This is a genomic window from Bosea sp. Tri-49 (assembly GCF_003952665.1).
GTDB lineage: Bacteria > Pseudomonadota > Alphaproteobacteria > Rhizobiales > Beijerinckiaceae > Allobosea.
In genome coordinates, this window is the sequence record NZ_CP017946.1 from 4948424 (window position 1) to 4967855 (window position 19432).

A 19432-nucleotide genomic window follows, 5' to 3' on the forward strand; every position below is an offset into this window, starting at 1 on the left:
GCTCCTGATATATTATGAGCTTCGCAGGCCGTGTCCATCGCGTCCTGCGCGTAATGGCGCGATGGAGTCGCCTTTCGCGATCAGCCGGCCGCCGCGTTCTGCGCCAGCGCCCGGCCGCGGACGGGCAGAGACAGGTCGTTGGCGAGCATGCGATTGATCGCGGGGAGGCCGTCGAGCAGGTCTGGCAGGAAGGCCTGTGACGGCGGCATCCGCTTGGGCAGCGCGTGCAGCGCCTTTGCCATCTGCCACGGGTCACGCGTGCTCGCGCCGGTCTGGGTCGGATCGAGCAGCACGTCGATCAGGCGCAGATTGTCGGCGCGTTCGGCCCGGATCGCCTGCTCCAGGCGCGGCCGGACGCGCGGCACGATCAGCGCCGGCTTGTCGAAGGACAGGATCTCGCAGAACGTGTTGTAGCCGCCCATGGCAACGACGCAGTGGGCCCGGTTCATCAGGAGTTCGAGACGCGGCTCGAAGCCGATGCTTTCCAGCTTTGGCAGCTTCGCGATGCGTTCGGTGAACTCCTTGCGCTTTTCGCGCGACAGGAACGGGCCGAAGACGATCAGCGATGGCAATTCGATGGTCGGATCGGTCTCATAGGCCGAGATCACCCAGTCGATCACGCCGGCGCCGTCGCCGCCGCCGCCGGGCGTCACCAGGATGAACGGGCCTTTGGTGATGCGCGGATGCCGGTTCGGCGGCATCGGCGAGGGCACTGCGCGCTTGAGATAGCCGGTGTAGCGGATCTTGTCGGCGAAGAGCGGCTGGTTCGGCAGCCCGTCGAGCGGCCGGTAGATGCTCTCCAGCCCGTAGACCCAGATGTCATCATACGTATTGGCGAGCACGTCGAGCGCGCCGCTCTGGCGCCATTCCTCATGCAGCTTGGCCGGCTCGTCGAGCACGTCGCGCAGGCCGAGCACGATGCGTGCGCCACGCCGGCGCAGGATCTCAAGGGACGGGATGAGCTCGCCGCGCAGGCCGATCGGCTCTTTGTCGACGATGACGATGTCCGGGTCGAAGGAGAGCACCGTCTGCTTGATGAGGTCGGTGCGCAGGCGGATCGTGTCGGCGAGTTCGAGGTTGAGATGGTGCGGCAGATAGCGGCCGTCGCTCTGCTTCTCGATGCCGGGAATGCGGACATAATCGACGCCGTCGCCGAACTGGAAGCTCGAGATCATCGACGAGCCGGAGACGATGATCACTGATATATGAGGGTAGCTCGCGACCAGCGAATTGGCGATTGCGCGGCAGCGGCGGATATGGCCGAGACCGAAGGTGTCGTGGCTATAGATCAGGACGCGCGGTGCATGCGGACTGCACGGCGGGCGGCGCACGCCGCTATCGTCGATCAGACTGAGCCCCACGTGCGTCGCGTCCTCTGCTTGAAGGTCAGATGGCCTTCGGGGGACGCCAGAACGCACCCGAACTGCCCGAAACCATAGCGCTGCCGGCGCGTCAATCCAAGTCCGTTGCCAGGTAGGTTGCCGCGCCGAAGAGAGCATCGGGACCGGAGAATGCGACGGCCGCGTGACCGGACAGTCGCGCCAGCAGATTCGTGAGGACATCCCACGCCGTATTGTCATGATCGTGATGGTGCAACAGCAGGCCGAAGGGCTGGTTCGGTTCGGGGTCCAAGCGGCGAATGGCGAGCGTTTGGACCATCTCGGCCAGGAGATCGCCGGGCTGCCGGCCGACGCGGCCGCCATGCCAGTCGATCAGATCGAGATCGGTGTTGATGAGACGGAGCCCGCCGGCTGGTCCCAGCGCGAAATTGCGGAAGCAGGACAGGCCGGCGAAGCCGAGTTGAGGTAGTTCTGCCGCGACGTCCGGATGGATGCGGTTCCAGGGTGGCACGAAGACCGGGAGGAAGGAGCTGCCGAAGAGCTCTCGCAGGCGCTGCTGGCCGGCAGCGATCTCAGTGAGAAGCTCGGGAAGCGGCCGGTGCAGGCCAAACTCGCTCTTCTTCTCACCGGCAGGGGCGTGGTTGCGGTGCCAGGTCCCGTGCTGGCAGGGGCGCAGCAGCGGCGCGGTTTCCAGCCGCCTCGCCAGCGTCTCCTGCGCCAGTAGCGGGATCGAGGCCAGCAGCACCGGAATCGCGAAGCGATCGGCAAGGGCGGCGAGCCGGTCGAGCTGGTCGCTGGGCACGGTCGCATCGTCGTCGCGCAGCCAGAGATCGAGGCGCTTGCCGGTGGTTTCCCAGCGATTGAGCTCGGCGAAGAGAGCGGACCAGGCTGCTTCCTCGGTCACAGCGCGCGCTCCAAATCCCTGCGGCCGTTTCGAGCGATCGCGCCATCAAGCGCTGTTGCGAGGATTGCGCGCGCATCTTCGCCGTTGCGCTCCTCACGAGCGAAGCGTCGAGCGGCGGCGCCCATGCGAGCGCGTAGTTCGGCATCGCGGATCAGTCGCACGATCGTTGCCGCCAGCGCAGCTTCGTCGTCATGGGGAGCGAGCAGGGCGGTGCGGTCACGTGCGACGACGGCGGGCACGCCGCCGCTGTCGAGCGCTGCCACGGGAACCCCCGCGGCCTGCGCTTCGAGATAGACCACGCCATAAGCCTCATTCAGGCCTGGCCAGACGAAGAGGTCGTGAGAGGCGAGTTCAGCGAGGATATCGGCGCGCGCTTGCCGGCCGAGGAAACGGACGCTGCCGGGTGGAAGGCTGGCGAAGGCGGCCTCGATGGCTGGGCGCTCCGGCCCGTCGCCGATCAGGGTCAGCGTCCAGGGCAGGTCGATGATGCGCGCGAGCGTGCGGGCGAGAAAGAGGTAGCAGGCCGCCTTGTTGCCCTGGCGCATCATCGCGACTGCGATCAGCCGCAGAGGCTCGCCGTCCGCGCGCGGTGCGGCGGAGTGCTCGGGAACCTCTTCGACCCCGAGCAGGAAAGGCGGCAGCTCGATCAGGCGGTCCGGCTCCGGGATGAGCCGGCTCAAGCCTTCGCGGTCGCGCGCCGTCATGCAAAGGTGCAGATCGGCGCGCAGGATTGCCTCGCGAGCGAGCGCTGCCGCCCCCGCCCACGGGCCGTCGAAGCGTTTTTGCGCGTCGCTGGCCTCGGCGACGAGATAGGGCAGGGCGAAATGCTCGACCAAGGCTGGGCCGATCAGGTCCGGGGCGCGGTAGTGGCAGTGATAGGTGAAGAACAGGTCGGGCCGGGCGTCCGGCGCCTGCCAACGTTCCGTCAGTGACGCGATCACGCTCTGCGCCGCCTTCTTGTGAGCGGCGAGCAGTGCCGGATCGGGCTCGCGCATGAAGCTGCGCTCGGCCGGAACGATCTCGACGGCATGGCCGAGCTCTTCCAGCAACGTCACGAGCTGGCGCGCCATCAGCCGGTCGCCGGAGGGGGCGCCGTCGCCATAGCGATTCAGCGGCGTATGGAAAGCGATCTTCACGGCTGGTCTTGCGATGGCGCGAGCAGGCTTCAGCGATACGGGTCGGCTGCGTCACGCAGGCCGTCGCCGAGGAAGTTGAAGGCGAGGATGATCACGATCACCGGGACGCATGGGTAGAGCAGCCAGGGATAGAGCGCGACGACGTTGATGTTCTGCGCTTCGTTCAGCATCACGCCCCAGCTGGTGATCGGCGGCCGGAGGCCGAGGCCGAGGAAGGAGAGCGCCGTCTCGCCCAGAATGGTCTTGGGGATGGTGATCGTCGCGGCGGCAATGAGATGACTCATGAAGCCCGGCACGAGATGCAGGCCGATGATTCGGGCGGGCTTGGCGCCCATCAGCTGGGCGGCGACGACATAATCCTCCTCGCGCAGCGCCAGCAGCTTCGAGCGCACGGCGCGGGCGAGTCCGGTCCAGTCCATCAGCCCGAGGATCACGGTGATACCGAAATAGACCAGCAGCGGGCTCCAGGAGGGCGGCATGATCGCCCCCAGCGCGAGCCAGAGCGGGATATGCGGCAGCGACTGCACGATCTCGATGACGCGCTGGACGATGAGATCGACCTTGCCGCCATAGTAGCCGGCGATGCCGCCTATGATGATGCCTAGCACGAAGGAGACGCTGACGCCGAGCAGGCCGATGGTCAGCGAGATCCGCCCGCCATAGAGGATGCGCGAGAACATGTCGCGCCCGAGCCGGTCGGTGCCGAGCAGATAGAGTGTGCCGCCCTCGGGCGGGCAGACCAAATGGAGATTGCCGGGAATCAATCCCCAGAACTCGTAATTGTCGGCGCGGCAGAAGAAGCGGAGCTTCTGCGGCTTGGTTTCGTCGACGTCATATTCGCGCTTCAGGTTCTCCATGTTGAGGCGCTGGACATATGGATAGACGAAAGGGCCGACAAAGCTGCCTTCGTGGAAGAGGTGCAGCTCCTGGCGTGGGGCGCGGATGAAGTCGGTGTTGCGCGTCGTGTAGTGATAGGGCGCCAGAAACTCGCAGATCGCGACGGACAGATACATCAGCAGGATGACGACGCCGGAGATCACCGCGAGCCTGTGCTTGCGGAACTTCCACCACATCAGCTTCCACTGCGGAGCGAGATAGACGCGCTCCTGCTCGGGCGACATCTTCTCGATCGCATAGGGCTCGAACGGCGCGGTCGACCAGCGATGCGGCAGCGGCTCCGAAGCCTGTGGGGCGGAAGGCGTGGTCACTTGGTCGCCGTCCCCTGCAGGCGGATGCGCGGATCGAGGATGGCGAGCGCGATGTCGGAGATCAGCACGCCAATCACGGTGAGGAAGGACAGGAACATCAGGAACGAGCCGGCAAGATACATGTCCTGGCTCTGCAGCGCCCGGATCAGCAGCGGGCCGGTGGTCTGGAGCGAGAGCACGATCGCGACGATCTCGGCGCCGGAGACGATCGAAGGCAGGATGTCGCCGATGTCCGAGATGAAGAAGTTGAGCGCCATGCGCAGCGGATATTTGCGCAGCGCCTTGCCCGGCGGCAGGCCCTTGGCCCGGGCGGTGACGTAATACTGCTTCTGCAGCTCGTCGAGCAAATTGGCGCGCAGCTTGCGGATCATGCCGGCGGTACCGCCGGCGCCGATGATGATCACCGGGATCCAGAGGTGCTCCAGCACCGATTTGAACTTGGCCCAGCTCATCGGCTGGTTGAGGTATTGCGGGTCGACCAAACCGCCGATCGAGGTGCCGAACCAGACGTTGGCGAAATAGAGGAAGATCAGCGCCAGCAGGAAATGCGGTATGGCGAGGCCGAGCATGCCGATGAAGGTGAGGCCGTAATCGCCCCAGCTGTACTGGTGCGTCGCCGAATAGATGCCGATTGGGAAGGCGACGATCCAGGTGAAGATGATGGTGAAGAACGAGACCACCATGGTCAGCAGCAGGCGGTCGCCGACGATGTCGCGCACCGGCAGCTGATACTCGAAGGAGTAGCCCATGTCGCCGCGTAAGAGGCCGGTGACCCACCAGAAATAGCGCTCGGCCGGCGGCTTGTCGAAACCGTACTCCTTTTTCAGGAACTCGACGCGGCTCATGTCCGCCTTCTCGCCCTGCGCCTGCATCTCGGCGACCATGGTCTCGAAATAGTCCCCCTCGGGGAGGTTGATCACGGTGAAGATCAGGACGCTGGTGACGAACAGCGTCGGGATCATCACCAGGATGCGCTTGAAGATGTACTTCAGCAGCACGGCTACTTCCCCTCGAACCAGAACGTGTCCGGCATATAGCGGCCGAAGAAGGCGCCCGGCTCGAAGCTGTAGAGGCCATTGTCCGGCACGTTGCGCAGTGCCTTCGCGATCACGATCGGCTGCAGCGTGGCATTGACCACGCCGATCGTGAACAACTGCTCGGCGTTGATCTTCAGCATTGTCTGCCAGATTTCCCGGCGCTCCTCGTGCGTCGTCGAATGCCGCCAGCTGCGGTAGAGCTCGACGAGCTCCTTCGCCTCCTGAATCGTAGGCTCCTCGCCTTCGCGGCCTCCGCTCTCGAAATACTGGCCCCAGCGCGGCCAGTTGAACTGGGCGGGCGAGGTCGGCGCCAGCGCGTCGGGCTCCATCTCGGCCGCGACCAGCGCATTGTCCATGCCGGTCCAGCCGGACATGATCGTCTGGCCGGCGAGGATGCGGCGGCGGAAGACGTCGAGCTGGCTTGAGCGCGGGTGGATCTTGATGCCGATCGCGATGAAGTCCTGCTTGATCAGGTCGAGGATGTCGGTCTCCTCGGTCGAGGCGCCGGCGGTCTCGATGGTGAACTCCAGGCGCCGCCCGTCCGGGAACAGGCGGATCTTCTCGCCGTCACGCTTGGAAAGGCCGATCTCGTCGAGCAGGCGGTTGGCCTCGGCAAGGTCCGGCGTCATGTTGAGCTGTGCCAGCGCCGCATCATAAAGCGGACTCTCGGGCAAAGCGGTGTTGCCGCTCTCCTTGGCGAGCCCGAAATAGATGACACGGTTGATGTCGCGGCGATTGATCGCCAGCGAGAGCGCGCGGCGATAGCGCACATCGCGGTTGAGATCGCGCCAGGTCGGATCGATCGCGTTCAAATTGGGCATCAGCGCGAATGAGGCACCTTCGGCCCGTTTCCAGAGCTTGACCTCGAAGTTCATCCGCTTCGCAGCGCCCTTGAGGAAGGTATAATCCTCGAAGCGCAAATAGCGGGCCTGCAGGTCGGCGTCGCCGGCAGCGGTCTTGGCCGGGATCAGCGCGGAGCTGCCGATCGTCAGCGTGACCTCGTCGACATAGGGTAGCTGCCGACCGTTCTCGTCGATCCGGTGAAAATACGGGTTGCGGACGAAGGTGAAGCGCTCAGCCGGGATCGATGTGGTGTTACGCCAGGGGTCGAGCGTCGGCAGGTCGGGATTCTCCGGCCGGTACTGGCGTGAGAAGCGCTCGTGCAGCGAGCCCCAGTCCTTGACGCGTGCGCTCTTGATCTTCTGCTCCAGCTCTTCCTTGCCGGCATAGCGCTGGTGGAACTGCTTCAGATAATGCGCCGGCATAGCGATGTAGAGCGGCTGGGCGCCGGCGACCGCCGGCAGGAAGACCGGGTTCGGCTCCGCCCAAGTGTAGCGCAGGGTCAGCTCATCAAGGATCTCGAAGCGGCAAGGCTGGCCGGAGATCAGCATCGCCTGCGGCGGTCCCCCCGGCGATAGCCGCTTGTTGTTGGCGACGTCCTCCCACCAGTAGCGGAAATCCTCGGCGGTGAAGGGATGGCCGTCCGACCAGCGATGGCCGGCCCGCAGCCGCAAGGTGAAGACGCGGCCGCGCTCGACCTCGAAACTCTCGAGCAGGTCGGGCGCAAGTTCGAGCTTGTCGTCGTAGACGACGAGGCGGGTGTAGCCATAGATCGTCATCATGCGGATGTCGCGCTGGTCGCCCATCAGCATCCGCATGGTGCCGCCATGCCGGCCGGGCGCGCGACCCATGGCTGCCACCTCGATCAATCGCGGTGATTTCGGCAGGCGTTCGGAGAGCGGCGGTAGTCCACCGGCAGCGACCTTGGCGGCGAGCGCAGGGCTGTCGATCAGGGTCTCGACACCGGCAAAGCCCAGCCGCGGGGCGACGAGGGCGGCGCCGGTTCCGAGAAGAAAGCTCCTGCGCGCGATCCGCATCAGGCGAGCTCCCTGACATTGGCGCCGGGCTTGGCGAGGACGAGATGGCCGGCGCCGAGATCGAGATGGGCGAGCGGTTCGCCATCCGGATCGGGCTTGAAGCCAGCCGGCCAGTGGCGCGTATCGGAGGCGCCGCCGGGGGCTGCGAGCTTGAAGTCGAGCTTGCGGTCGAGATCGGCGAAGGGCACCGATTTCAGCAGCGCCTTGGTGTAGGGGTGGACCGGCGCGGTGAAGAGGGTGTGGCGCGGCGCGAGCTCGACGATGCGGCCGTTCGCCATCACCGCGATGCGGTCGGCCATGTAGTTCACCACCGCGAGATTGTGCGAGATGAACAGGAAGGTGAGGCCGCGCTCGGCCTGCAAATCCTTGAGCAGGTTGAGGATCTGCGCCTGGACGGAGACGTCGAGGGCCGAGACCGGCTCGTCGCAGATGATCAGCTCCGGATCGAGCGCGAGCGCCCGGGCGATGCCGATGCGCTGGCGCTGGCCGCCGGAGAAGGAGTGCGGATAGCGCGAGAGGAAGCGCTGATCGAGCCCGACATCGTCCATCAGCGCCTTGACCCGCGCCTTCTGCTCGGCGCCGTCGCCGCGCTCGTGGATCACGAGCGGCTCGCGCAGGAGGTTCATCACGGTCATGCGCGGCGACAGCGACGAGACCGGGTCCTGGAAGATCATCTGCAGCTTCGGCCTGAAGTTGCGCAGCGCCTCGCCCTGCAGCGAGAGAAGGTCGATGCAGTCCTTGCCGTCGTCGAAGCGGATCTCGCCTGAGTCCGGTGTCAGCGCCCGCATGATCAGCTTGCTGAGCGTGGTCTTGCCGCAGCCGCTCTCGCCCACCAGCCCGAGGCATTCGCCACGCTCGATATCGAAGCTGACATCGTCGACGGCGACGACGGTCGAGGTCGTACCCTTGCCGAAGAAGCGGCTGGAATTGGTCGTATAGGTCTTGCGCAGATGGCGCGCCGCGAGCAGCGGCGCCCGCTGTTCGACCGCCTGCTGCGCCGGAGCGGGCTTCGGCGTCGCCGCGACGCGCGGGCGAGCCTCGCGCAGGGCGACCAGCCGCTCGCCCTCCTGCATGTCGAAATGCGGCGAGGCCTTGAGCAGCGCCTTGAGATAGGGGTGCTGCGGGCGGCGGAAGATGTCCTCGGCCGGGCCGCTCTCCATGATCTCGCCATGGTAGATCACCACGACCTCGTCGGCCATGTTGGCGACGACGCCGAGATCGTGGGTGATCAAGAGGATCGCCATGCCCATCTCGGCCTGGAGATCGCGCATCAGATCGAGCACCTGAGCCTGGATGGTGACGTCGAGCGCCGTCGTCGGCTCGTCGGCAATCAGAAGCGCCGGCTGGCAGATCAGAGCCATGGCGAGCATGGCGCGCTGGCGCAGGCCGCCCGAGAGCTCGAAGGAATAGAAGTCGAAAGCGCGGACGGGATCCTTGAAGCCGACCCGCTTCAGCATCGCCTCGATCAGGGCGCGTGCTTCCGTCTTTGGCACCGGCCGGTGCAGCAGCAGCGCTTCCTCGATCTGGTTGCCGATCGTGTGCACCGGCGAGAGCGATGACATCGGCTCCTGGAAGATCATGCCGATCCGCCCACCGCGCAGGTCGCGGATCTCCTTGCCCTCGGCGGGAAGGGTGGCGATGTCGGTGACGGCATCGGGTGTTTCTGGATCGCGAAACAGGATGCTCCCGCCGGTGATGGCGCCCGCGCGCGGCAGCAAACCCATGATCGCCTGCGAGATCACCGATTTCCCCGAGCCGGACTCGCCGACGAGCGCGACCGTCTTGCCGGCGGGAATGCGGAAGCCGACGCCCTTCACGACATCGCGAGCGAAGCCGTGAACGGTGAAGCCGATCCTCAGGTCGTTGATCTCGAGAATATTCATCTGCGGCTGACGCCGTCGTCCCCTGATGTCCGTGTTGCCGGATGCACGATCTGCGCCGTCATCCGGATCGATTTGCCGTTAAAGCCGCCTTGCCCACTACGGTGCGATTCTTTCTCCTCCCGTCCCCGTCGTCCTTGTCTCCAATCAATGACGACCGCGTAACATGGCGGCGTTCCCGGCAGTGCCGCTTGCTTCGACCGAACTTGAAATCGCCGGACTTGTCGAGTCCCGGGGCATGTTGCGCCGCGTCGTGAACTGCCCACATATGGGGACAAGCCGGCGGAGTTTCCGCTCTTCCGGATGCGGGATGGGAAAGCCCCTTGGAGAGAAGCCTCTTCCGTTACGTCTGGCAGAAGAGCCGCCGGGAGCAGATCATCGTTCTGCTGGTGATCCTCGTCTCGATCCCGTTCAACTGGCTGTCCTTCGATGTGCCCAAGCGCATCGTCAACGATGCGATCCAGGGCGGCGCCTTCAAGGACGGCAAGACGACGGCAACGGTGTTCGACTGGGCGCTGCACCTGCCAGAATTCCTCGGCGGCGGCAGCTTCCAGATCTCTGAGGGATTCAAGGTCGGCCAGCTTGGCCTGCTGCTGACGCTGAGCTTCTATTTCCTCGTGCTCGTCCTGATCAACGGCGGCTTCAAATACGTCGTCAACCTGCAGAAGGGCGTACTCGGCGAGCGCATGCTCAGGCGCATGCGCTACGATTTGTTCAGCCAGTTGATGCGCTTCCGGCCGGAGGATATCCGCTCGGTCAAGCCGGCTGAAGCTGCGAGCATGATCAAGGACGAGGTCGAGCCGATCGGCGGCTTCGTCGGCGATGCCTTCATCCAGCCGGCCTTTCTGCTCAGCCAGGCATTGACCGCGCTCGCCTTCATCATGATGCAGAGCGTCTGGCTCGGCTCGATCGCACTGGTCATCGTGCTGATGCAGGCGGTGATCATCCCGATCCTGCGCAAGGAGCAGCTCCGCCTCGGCCGCGAGCGCCAGATCGTCTCGCGCCAGCTCGCGGGGCGGATCGGCGAGATCGTCGATGCCGGACCGACCATTCAGGGAAATGGCGCGACCTCCTATATCCAGTCGGACATCGCCGGGCGGCTCGGCACGCTGTTCGACATCCGCTATGCGCTCTACAAGCGCAAATTCGCCGTCAAGTTCCTGAACAATCTGCTGGCGCAGGTCACACCCTTCTTTTTCTATGCGATCGGCGGCTTCTTCGCTCTGCAGGGCCGACTCGACATCGGCCAGCTGGTCGCGGTGATCGCGGCCTATCGCGACCTGCCTCCGCCGATCAAGGAACTGATCGACTGGGAGCAGCAGCGCAACGACGTCACCATCAAATACGAGCAGGTGATCGCGCAGTTCAGCCCGACCGAGGTGGTCACGCTGGAGGAAAAGGGCGAGATCGCGCGGCTGCCGTCCCGCGGCGAGATCCGGCTCGACAAGGTCGAGATGGTCGACAATCGCGGGCAGCCGCTCCTGGCGCCGCTAAGCCTGACTCTGCACCGGCCGGGGGCGGTCGCGCTGATCGGGGGGGCCGGAGGTGGCCGCGACACGCTAGGGCGCATTCTCGGCCGGCAGACCATGAGCTATGCCGGTCGCGTCATGATCGACAAGGAGCCACTCTCCGCGATCAGCGTCGAGCGCGCGAGCCATTTCATCGGCTATGCCGGCCCCGAGGTCGAGATCATCAACGGATCCCTGCGCGACAACATCCTGCTGCCGCTGAAGCGCAGGCGCCCGGTGGTGAAGCCGGACAAGGCTGTCGACCAAGAGGAGCATCGCCGCTTCATCGAGGCGCTGCGGGCGGGAAACACGCCGCTGCCTTTCGCCGCGGACTGGAACGATTACGAAGGCGTGGGGCTCGACGGCGAGGAAGCGCTCGAGCAGCGCGTCCTCTCTATTCTCGAGACGCTCGGCTGTGCCGATGAGATCTACGAACTCGGGCTCGACGCCAAGGTGATCGCGCCGCTGCCGGAAGGCGCGGCCGAACGCATCATCGAAGCGCGCGAGGTGGTGGCGGCCGAACTGACCAAGACCAAGCTCGCCGGGCTGATCGAGACCTTCGATCTCGAGCGCTACAACGCCAATGCGACGATCGCGGAGAACCTCGTCTTCGGCGCCATGCGCAATGGCCGTCAGCCGGCCGACTTTCTGCTCGAGGACCCTTACGCCCGCTCGGTGCTGCAAGCTGAGGCCCTCGATGAGCCGCTGGCCGAGATCGGCGGGCGCATCGCCTCGACACTGGTCGAGATCTTCGCAGGCCTGCCGCAGGGCCATGTCCTGTTCGAGCGCTATGCCTTCGGCGGTGAGGTGGATCTGGAGAAGCTCGGCGAACTGGCAGAGGCTCTGCGTCGGCACGACCGGCGCAGCCCGCTCGACCCGACGGTACAGCGCGAGCTGGTCGCGCTCGCGCTCGGCTATGTCGAGCCAAAGCACCGGCTCAACCTGCTCGACATCGCCCTGCGGCGGCGCGTGCTGCGCGCCCGGCACAGCTTTAAGACCTATCTTCCCGGCGAAAAAGCCGACGAGGTCGAATTCTACGATCCGGCCGATGTGATCCATGGCGCGAGCGTGCGCGACAACCTGCTGTTCGGGCGCATCGGCTTCGGCGTTCCCGATGCCGGACGCAAGGTGGCGGAGATCGCCCGGGCGGCGCTGTCGCGGGCTGGGCTTGACGCGGCGGCCTATCGATTGGGGCTCAACACCGATGTCGGCCTGCGCGGCCGATTGCTGCCGCTGCGCCTGCGATTGATGGTGCCGCTGGCCCAGGCGCTGATCAAACAGCCGGACATTCTGGTGCTCGATCTCGACGCCTTCGCCATCACCTGCGCCGATCCTCGCGGCCTGATCCGCCGGATCGGCAGCTATTGCAATGACAAGACAGTGTTCCTGCTCTTGACCGACCAGGGGTTGGCTGCCGATATCCCTGAGAAGATCATCTTCAACGGAGCCGTGGCCCGGGTGAGCAACAAGGGCGGATCTGTCGACGAGGCGGACGAGCAGGACGAGATGCTGCCCCCCAATGGGGCGGTTCCGATCGAGGCGAGGACATGACACTCGAGAGCGATATCGGCTGCCTGAAATCGATCCCCCTGTTCCGCGGCTTGCCGGGACCGCGACTGAAGCTGCTCGCCCTGATGGGTGAACGGCTCTATTTTCCGGCCGGGACGGTGATCACCGAGGAAGGCGCAAAGCCCGAGGAGGTCTACTGCATCCTGGAAGGGGAGGTCGAGCTCTCGCACGATTTCTCCGACGGACGGCAGAAGAGCTTCCGGCTCGCGACCGGCAGCATCATCGGCGACGTGCCGTTGCTCTGCAACCAGACCAATGCCGCGCGTTCCGCCGCCAAGACCGACGTGGTGGCGCTGCGGCTGCCGCGGGCGCTGTTCTTCGAGCTGCTCGACAACATTCCTGAGTTCTCCGTCGCGCTGTCGCGCGATCTGGCCGGGCGGCTCTATCGGTTGGCGGATTCCGTCCTGCACGGTGAGAAGACACATTGAAGCGCCGGGTGCGCCGATGACAGCGGTTCCGAGCACGCCAGCCGGGGGCAGGCCCGTCGCCTCCGGCTTCGACCAGATGTCGTCCTGGAGCCGCGACGTGCGCTTCGCTTCCGGCTGCATCCTGATGGTCTTCGCGACCACGCATTTCCTCAATCACGCGCTCGGCATCTTCGGCGTCGCGACGATGGAGGCGGTGCAGGACTGGCGCTACTGGTTCTGGCACAGCTGGATCGGCACGGTCGGACTTTACGGGGCGCTGATCGTCCATCCCGTCTTCGCTCTGCTGCGCGTGGCGCAGCGGCGGACTTTCCGCATGCCGGCGCGCGAGGTGATCCAGATCGTGCTCGGCGTCGCGATCCCGATCTTCCTGATCGACCATATCGTCGGCACCCGGGTGCAGGGATCACTGTTCGGCCAGGACGAGAGCTATCATGCCGTCCTGCGTCGACTCTGGCCCGGTCTTGCTCTGTCACAGAGCCTGCTGCTGCTGCTGGTCTGGACGCATGGCGTGATCGGCCTGCATTTCACCTTCCGGGCGCGCGATGCCTATGTGCGCTGGCGCGACCCGTTTCTGCTCGTGGCCGTATTGATTCCGCTGCTCGCCATTATCGGCTTTTCGGTGGCAGGGCGGGAGGCGCAGATGATGGCGCTGCCGCCGGAGCTCTATACCGAGATCCAGATCGACACCTTCAACCGCTCGGTCACCTGGGCAAAGCGCGCCTTCTTCGGCTTGATTGGCGGCTTCGCCGGCTTCGTCGTGCTGCGCGAGCTCAGGGCGCGGGCGCTCGGTGCGATCGCGGTCCGTTTCGTCGGGCATGGCGTGCGCCGTGTCGTTCCCGGCCCGACCCTGCTCGAGATATTCCGTCGCTTCGGCATTCCGCACGCCGCGCTCTGCGGCGGGCGGGCGCGCTGCGCCACCTGCCGCGTGCTGGTGCTCGACGGCGCCGACGATCTGCCGCCGCCCGGCCCGAACGAGGCGCGGCTCCTGCGCCGGATCTCGGCCGGCGACCATGTCCGGCTCGCCTGCCAGATCCGGCCGAAGCGCGACCTCCAGGTCCAGATCCTGCTCGCCGCCAAGCAGCGCGGTGCCGGTCCCACCGGCGCTCTCGATTCCGATGACCGGATCGGCAAGAAGGGGCTGACGGTGATGGTCGCGGACCTCAGAGCCTTCACCGCGCTCTCCGAGCGGCAGTTGCCCCATGAGCTGATGAGCCTGCTCAACCGCTTCTATGACGAGATGTCCCAGGCGATCGCGGCGCATGGCGGGCGGATCGAGGCGATCTATGGCGACGGGCTGATGGCGGTGTTCGGGCTGGAGGCAACGCCGGCGCGCGCGGGCGCAGCGGCGATCGCCGCGGCCGGGGACATGGTCCGAGCGGTCGAGGCGCTCAACCGCGAATACGCCAATGCCCTGCCATTGCCGCTGCGCATCGGCATCGGCATCCATGGCGGCCAGACGATCGTCGGCGCCGTCGAGAACGAAAGCATGGGGCGGCGCGAAATCACGGTCGGCGAGACGGTGATGATCGCGAGCCAGCTCGAGGCCGCGACGCGGCGCCTTTTGTCCGACATCGTCGTCTCCGCCGAGACGGTGAGCGCGACGGGACGCAGTTATCGCGACACGGTGCCCCACAAGATCGCGGTCAAGGGGCGCGACAAGCCGATGCAGGTCTACGGCTTCGGCAGCACGCCGGCCGGTGAAGCCAAGCCGGACGGGGATCAGGACGCCAAGGTCACGCCGCAAAAGGCTGAAGGCGCGCTCCCAGTGGCGAAAGAGAAAACTCCGACAGCCACAGATGGGAACAGCTCCAGCTAGCCAGGCGCCGCGAGCGGGCGCTGGCAATTGCCAGGGCTCCTGCCTATGGTCCGGCCGCTTCACAATCTGCCGCATAGCCCAGAGCTTCGATGACCGACGAGATTTCCCGCGAGGCGCTGCACGACATCCTGCGCGGCGTCGCGGCGCTGACCGGCGACGCGATCGTAAGCGATCTCGCCCGGCTGGTCGGCAAGGGCGTGCGCGCCGATATCTCGATCGCCTTCAATCCCAAGCAGATCGCCTCCAAACGCTGGCTGGTTGAGACGCTCGCCGAGGTCCTGCCGAAGCCGGACGGGCCGGTCTGGGTGCTCGGTGCCTGGCATGGTGTGCTCGGCGCCATGCTCTTGGCCGATGAGCGACTGGCGATCCCGCAAGTCGTGAGCCTCGACATCGATCCGGACTGCGCGCCAGTGGCCGAGATGTTGAACCATCGCCATGTCGCGTCCGGACGCTTCCGGGCGATGACGGCCGACATGATGAGCCTTGACTTCGAACGGGCCGAAGGCGGGCGGCCGGGGCTGGTGATCAATACCAGCTGCGAGCATCTCGACGATGTCCCAGGCTGGATCACTGGCCTTCCCGCCGGGCTGCCGCTGCTGCTGCAATCGAATGATTATTTTCGCGAGTCCGACCACCGCAGCTGCGTTCCTTCGCTCGACGCCTTCAAGGCGCAGGCCGGGCTTTCGGAACTGTGGTTCGCCGGTGCGCTGCCGACCAAGAATTACACCCGCTTCATGCTGATCGGCCGCAGATGAGCAGCGAGGAGCCCGCCGGGCCGGCGGTCGCGATCGCGATGAAGGGTTATCCGCGCCTGTCGGAGACCTTCATCGCCCAGGAACTGATCGGCCTGCAGCGGCTCGGCCTGTCCTTCGCGATCTGGTCGCTGCGTCACCCCACAGATGGCGCGCGGCACTTGATGCACCGCGAGATCACAGCGCCGCTGCACTATCTGCCGGAATATCTGCATGACGACTGGCCGCGCGTGCTGCGCGGCATCGGACGCGCCTTCCGGCGCCCGAGCATCCTGCGGCTACTCGGCGTCTTCATGTACGATCTCGCCCGCGACCGCACACGCAACCGCCTGCGCCGCTTCGGCCAGGCCTGCGCGATGGCCCGCGAACTGCCGGCGGGAACTCGCCATCTCCATGTCCATTATCTGCACACGCCGGCCTCGGTGATCCGCTATGCGGCACTGAGCCGGGGCCTCTCCTGGTCGTTCTCCGCCCATGCCAAGGACATCTGGACGACGCCCGACTGGGAGAAGCGCGAGAAGATCGCCGATGCGCGCTGGGGCGTGACCTGTACTCGCGACGGCTATGCCGAGCTGAAACGTCTCGCTGACGGGCCGGACAAGGTCGCGCTGCTCTATCACGGGCTCGATCTCTCGCGCTTCCCTGTACCGCCTGAAGCACGACCACAGCGCGATGGTTCCGACTCGGCCGATCCGCTGTGCTTCATCACGATCGGGCGGGCGGTGGCGAAGAAGGGCTTTGATGACCTGCTCGCGGCGCTTGCGATCCTGCCCGCTGATCTGAACTGGCGGCTCGTCCATATTGGCGGCGGCGAGATGCTTGCGGCACTGAAAGCGCAGGCCGAGACGCTCAGCATCGCGTCGCGGATCGAATGGCGCGGGGCGCAGGCGCAGGACGCGGTGATCGCCGCGCTACGCGAGGCCGATCTTTTCGTGCTGCCATCGAAGCAGGCGGAGAACGGTGACCGCGACGGCCTGCCGAATGTGGTGATGGAGGCGGCAAGCCAGGCTTTGCCGATCGTCGCGACCGATTTCGCCGGGATCCCGGAATTTGTGCAGCATGGGCGCGAGGGATTGCTGCTACGGCCGGGCGATGTCTCGGCCCTGGCCAAGGCGCTGGACGGCTTAAGCCGCGATCCGCAATGGCGCGCGAAGCTGGGAGCGGCGGCTCTCGCCCGGCTCGGGACCGAGTTCTCGGCGCAGGCCGGTCTGGAGCGGGTCTACCGGGCGTTGATGGTGGCGGTCGCTGGCAAGGGAGATGCCGCGCCATGAGCGTGCGCATCCTGATTGCGGTTACGCATCTGTTGGGGATCGGCCATCTGGTGCGGGCGCGGCAGCTGGCGCGCGCTCTGGTCGGGGCCGGGCATGCGGTCACGCTCGCCAGCGGCGGCATGCCGGACGGCAAGGCTGCAGCGGGCTGTCGCTTCGTGCAATTGCCGCCGGTACGCACCGAAGGCACGGATTTCCGCAATCTGCTCGATGAGAACGGCCACGCCGCGACGCCGGAGCGACTTGTCGCGCGGCGGGAACAACTTGCAGTTCTGGCGCAGGAGCTTTCGCCCGACATCGTCGTGACCGAGCATTTCCCCTTTGGCCGGCGCCAGCTTGCGGGTGAGTTCCTGGCGCTGATCGCGGCGGCAAGGGCGGCTAATCCGCGCGCGCTCGTGCTGTCGTCGATCCGCGACGTGCTGGTCGCGCCGCAACGGCCGGAGCGGCTCGCCGAAGTAGCCGAGCGGCTCGCGACGCAGTTCGACGCGGTGCTCGTGCATGGTGACCCGCGCGTTCTGCCGCTCGAAGCCTCCTGGCCGGTGACGCCGGAGATCGCGGGCAAGCTGGTCTATACCGGCTATCTGGCGGAGCCTCTCGCCTTGCCGGTGGCGGCAGCAGGTTCGTCGGGAACAATCCTCGTCTCCGGCGGGGGCTCGGCGGCGGCGCTGCCACTTTTCGAGGCAGCGCTCGTGGCGGCGCGATTGCTGCCGGCACGCCCCTTTCATCTTTTGGTCGGCCACGGCGTAGCCGAGGCCGATTTCGCCAGGCTGCGACAATCGGCTCCGGCCAATGCCCATGTCGAGCGGGTCCGGCCGGATTTCCCCGCCCTGCTTGCCGGCTGCGCGCTCTCGATCAGCCAGGCCGGTTACAACACCACGCTCGATCTGCTGCAGGCCGGGCGGCCGGCGCTGCTCATCCCCTTCGATGCCGGCAGCGAGACCGAGCAGGCTCTGCGTGCCGCGGCACTGGAACGGGCCGGCCTGGCGCGCGTTGTGAACCTTGCCGAAGGACCACAGGCTCTGGCTGCTGCCGTCGAAGCGACACTGGTTCAAGGCGCTGTGCCGCCGACCATGGACGTCGATCTCGACGGCGCGGCGGGCACCGTCGCAGCGATCGCAAGACTGCTCGCAAGCCGCTCCTGAGCCGTGCGCGAATGCATGCCGGCGAAGGGTCGGCATGCCTCTTGCGAATTGCCGCTCCGCCGCTTTCGATCTAAGGAAGTTCCACACGCCTCCCTTTCGGTCGGCTCCAGGACACCGGATCTTCTGCCGGCCCCTGTCCTGCGCCCGGAGAAGAACGATGACAACGACGACTGCCTCCGCCCCCGGAATGCCGGACATGAAGTTGTCCGTGCGTCAGGTCTTCGGGATCGACAGCGATCTGGAGGTGCCGGCCTATTCCAAGCCCGAGGCGCATGTCCCCGACTTCGACGCGGATTACCGTTTCGACCGCGACACCACGATCACGATCCTCGCCGGCTTCGCCCATAACCGCCGCGTGATGATCTCGGGCTATCACGGCACCGGCAAGTCGACCCATATCGAGCAGGTCGCGGCCCGGCTGAACTGGCCCTGCGTCCGCGTCAACCTCGACAGCCATGTCTCGCGCCTCGACCTCGTCGGCAAGGACGCGATCGTGCTGAAGGAAGGCAAGCAGATCACCGAGTTCCAGGACGGCATCCTGCCCTGGGCGCTGCAGAACAACATCGCGCTGGTCTTCGACGAGTACGATGCCGGCCGTCCGGACGTGATGTTCGTGATCCAGCGCGTGCTCGAGCAGTCCGGCAAGCTGACGCTGCTCGACCAGAAGCGCGTCATCCGCCCGCACCCCGCCTTCCGGCTGTTCGCCACCGCCAACACGGTCGGCCTCGGCGACACCTCGGGCCTCTATCATGGCACCCAGCAGATCAACCAGGGCCAGATGGACCGCTGGTCGATCGTCACCACGCTGAACTACCTGCCTCACGACAACGAGGTCGCGATCGTGCTCGCCAAGTCGAAGCACTATCAGACCTCGCCGGAAGGCAAGGACATCGTCAACAAGATGGTTCGCGTCGCCGACCTGACCCGCAACGCTTTCATGAACGGCGACCTGTCGACCGTGATGAGCCCGCGTACCGTGATCACCTGGGCCGAGAACGCGGCGATCTTCGGCGATATCGGCTTCGCCTTCCGCGTCACCTTCCTCAACAAGTGCGACGAGATGGAGCGCACGCTGGTGGCGGAGTTCTTCCAGCGTTCCTTCGGCAAGGAGTTGCCGGAGAGCGCGGTCAACGTCGTTCTGAGCTGAAGCACGTTCCGCAAAAGTGGGAGCCACTTTTGCGATCGGAACGCGCTCAACGAGCAGGAGGCCGAGCATGGCAAGGTACGAAGGAAGCTGTCACTGCGGGCGGGTCGCCTATGAGGTCGAGGCCGACCTTGCCAAGACGATCACCTGCAACTGCTCTTATTGCCAGCGCCGCGGTTCGGTGCTGGCCTTCAGCCCGGCGACGAACTTCACTCTGACCAAGGGCGAGGATGCGCTGACCGAGTACCGCTTCAACTCGCAGAAGATCCAGCATCTGTTCTGCGAGACTTGCGGCATGGAATCCTTCGCGCGCGCCAACGCGCCGGACGGCACGCTGACCATCGCGATCAATGTACGGTGCCTGGCAGGCGTCGAGCCGACCGAGCTGGCGTCGATCCAGTACGACGGACGGGCGCGGTAGGG

Annotated in this window: 15 protein-coding genes; 8 read left to right on the forward strand and 7 right to left on the reverse strand. The window is 65.9% G+C overall.

The window, feature by feature from the left end:
- Positions 1–80 precede the first annotated feature (80 nt).
- The 7 genes from BLM15_RS23905 to BLM15_RS23935 form a co-directional block, all read right to left on the reverse strand.
- Entirely contained in the window at positions 81–1361 is a 1281-nt protein-coding gene (locus BLM15_RS23905; protein ID WP_236846401.1) for a glycosyltransferase family protein, read from the reverse strand.
- Positions 1362–1452: 91 nt separating this feature from the next.
- Positions 1453–2244, reverse strand: coding sequence for a polysaccharide deacetylase family protein (locus tag BLM15_RS23910; protein WP_126115093.1), 792 nt, complete (start codon positions 2242–2244; stop codon positions 1453–1455).
- Positions 2241–3380, reverse strand: a complete 1140-nt coding sequence (locus BLM15_RS23915; protein ID WP_126115094.1) for a glycosyltransferase family 4 protein — start codon at positions 3378–3380, stop codon at positions 2241–2243. Before BLM15_RS23915 ends, BLM15_RS23910 begins: the two co-directional genes overlap by 4 nt.
- Before the next feature lie 29 nt (positions 3381–3409).
- Positions 3410–4588 carry an ABC transporter permease gene (locus BLM15_RS23920; protein ID WP_236846402.1) on the reverse strand — a complete coding sequence of 393 codons (1179 nt, stop codon included), beginning with the start codon at positions 4586–4588 and terminating at the stop codon, positions 3410–3412.
- The gene (locus BLM15_RS23925; RefSeq protein WP_110490081.1) at positions 4585–5583 is read right to left on the reverse strand and encodes an ABC transporter permease; all 999 of its coding nucleotides are present in this window, start codon (positions 5581–5583) and stop codon (positions 4585–4587) included. Before BLM15_RS23925 ends, BLM15_RS23920 begins: the two co-directional genes overlap by 4 nt.
- Before the next feature lie 5 nt (positions 5584–5588).
- A complete protein-coding gene (locus BLM15_RS23930; RefSeq protein ID WP_126115095.1) occupies positions 5589–7502 on the reverse strand; it encodes an ABC transporter substrate-binding protein in 1914 nt (637 codons plus the stop codon).
- Positions 7502–9385 (reverse strand): ABC transporter ATP-binding protein, encoded by a 1884-nt coding sequence (locus BLM15_RS23935; RefSeq protein ID WP_126115096.1) that lies wholly within the window; start codon positions 9383–9385, stop codon positions 7502–7504. Before BLM15_RS23935 ends, BLM15_RS23930 begins: the two co-directional genes overlap by 1 nt.
- Positions 9386–9705: 320 nt before the next feature.
- Between BLM15_RS23935 and BLM15_RS23940 the strand changes: the two genes are divergently transcribed.
- From BLM15_RS23940 to BLM15_RS23975, 8 genes are all read left to right on the forward strand, one after another.
- Positions 9706–12441 (forward strand): ABC transporter transmembrane domain-containing protein, encoded by a 2736-nt coding sequence (locus BLM15_RS23940; protein ID WP_164547619.1) that lies wholly within the window; start codon positions 9706–9708, stop codon positions 12439–12441.
- The gene (locus BLM15_RS23945) at positions 12438–12887 is read left to right on the forward strand and encodes a cyclic nucleotide-binding domain-containing protein (protein ID WP_110489766.1); all 450 of its coding nucleotides are present in this window, start codon (positions 12438–12440) and stop codon (positions 12885–12887) included. The genes BLM15_RS23940 and BLM15_RS23945 overlap by 4 nt, the downstream gene beginning before the upstream one ends.
- Before the next feature lie 16 nt (positions 12888–12903).
- Positions 12904–14703 carry an adenylate/guanylate cyclase domain-containing protein gene (locus BLM15_RS23950; RefSeq protein WP_164547620.1) on the forward strand — a complete coding sequence of 600 codons (1800 nt, stop codon included), beginning with the start codon at positions 12904–12906 and terminating at the stop codon, positions 14701–14703.
- 89 nt (positions 14704–14792) lie between these two features.
- The gene (locus tag BLM15_RS23955; RefSeq protein WP_126115099.1) at positions 14793–15458 is read left to right on the forward strand and encodes a class I SAM-dependent methyltransferase; all 666 of its coding nucleotides are present in this window, start codon (positions 14793–14795) and stop codon (positions 15456–15458) included.
- Positions 15455–16726 carry a glycosyltransferase family 4 protein gene (locus BLM15_RS23960; protein ID WP_126115100.1) on the forward strand — a complete coding sequence of 424 codons (1272 nt, stop codon included), beginning with the start codon at positions 15455–15457 and terminating at the stop codon, positions 16724–16726. Before BLM15_RS23955 ends, BLM15_RS23960 begins: the two co-directional genes overlap by 4 nt.
- Complete coding sequence (locus tag BLM15_RS23965; protein ID WP_164547621.1) at positions 16723–17865, forward strand: glycosyltransferase family protein; 1143 nt, start codon at positions 16723–16725, stop codon at positions 17863–17865. Before BLM15_RS23960 ends, BLM15_RS23965 begins: the two co-directional genes overlap by 4 nt.
- 157 nt (positions 17866–18022) lie before the next feature.
- Positions 18023–19012, forward strand: coding sequence for a cobaltochelatase subunit CobS (gene cobS / locus BLM15_RS23970; protein ID WP_126115102.1), 990 nt, complete (start codon positions 18023–18025; stop codon positions 19010–19012).
- Between the two features lie 67 nt (positions 19013–19079).
- On the forward strand, positions 19080–19430 hold the full coding sequence (locus BLM15_RS23975; RefSeq protein ID WP_126115103.1) for a GFA family protein: 351 nt from the start codon (positions 19080–19082) through the stop codon (positions 19428–19430).
- Positions 19431–19432 lie beyond the last annotated feature (2 nt).

Coding starts and splice junctions, on each gene's coding strand:
- BLM15_RS23965 (WP_164547621.1), top strand. CDS start 16,723: ATGAGCGTGCGCATCCTGATTGCGGTTACGCATCTGTTGGGGATCGGC.
- BLM15_RS23945 (WP_110489766.1), top strand. CDS start 12,438: ATGACACTCGAGAGCGATATCGGCTGCCTGAAATCGATCCCCCTGTTC.
- BLM15_RS23935 (WP_126115096.1), bottom strand. CDS start 9,385: ATGAATATTCTCGAGATCAACGACCTGAGGATCGGCTTCACCGTTCAC.
- BLM15_RS23975 (WP_126115103.1), top strand. CDS start 19,080: ATGGCAAGGTACGAAGGAAGCTGTCACTGCGGGCGGGTCGCCTATGAG.
- BLM15_RS23960 (WP_126115100.1), top strand. CDS start 15,455: ATGAGCAGCGAGGAGCCCGCCGGGCCGGCGGTCGCGATCGCGATGAAG.
- BLM15_RS23955 (WP_126115099.1), top strand. CDS start 14,793: ATGACCGACGAGATTTCCCGCGAGGCGCTGCACGACATCCTGCGCGGC.
- BLM15_RS23950 (WP_164547620.1), top strand. CDS start 12,904: ATGACAGCGGTTCCGAGCACGCCAGCCGGGGGCAGGCCCGTCGCCTCC.
- cobS (WP_126115102.1), top strand. CDS start 18,023: ATGACAACGACGACTGCCTCCGCCCCCGGAATGCCGGACATGAAGTTG.
- BLM15_RS23930 (WP_126115095.1), bottom strand. CDS start 7,502: ATGCGGATCGCGCGCAGGAGCTTTCTTCTCGGAACCGGCGCCGCCCTC.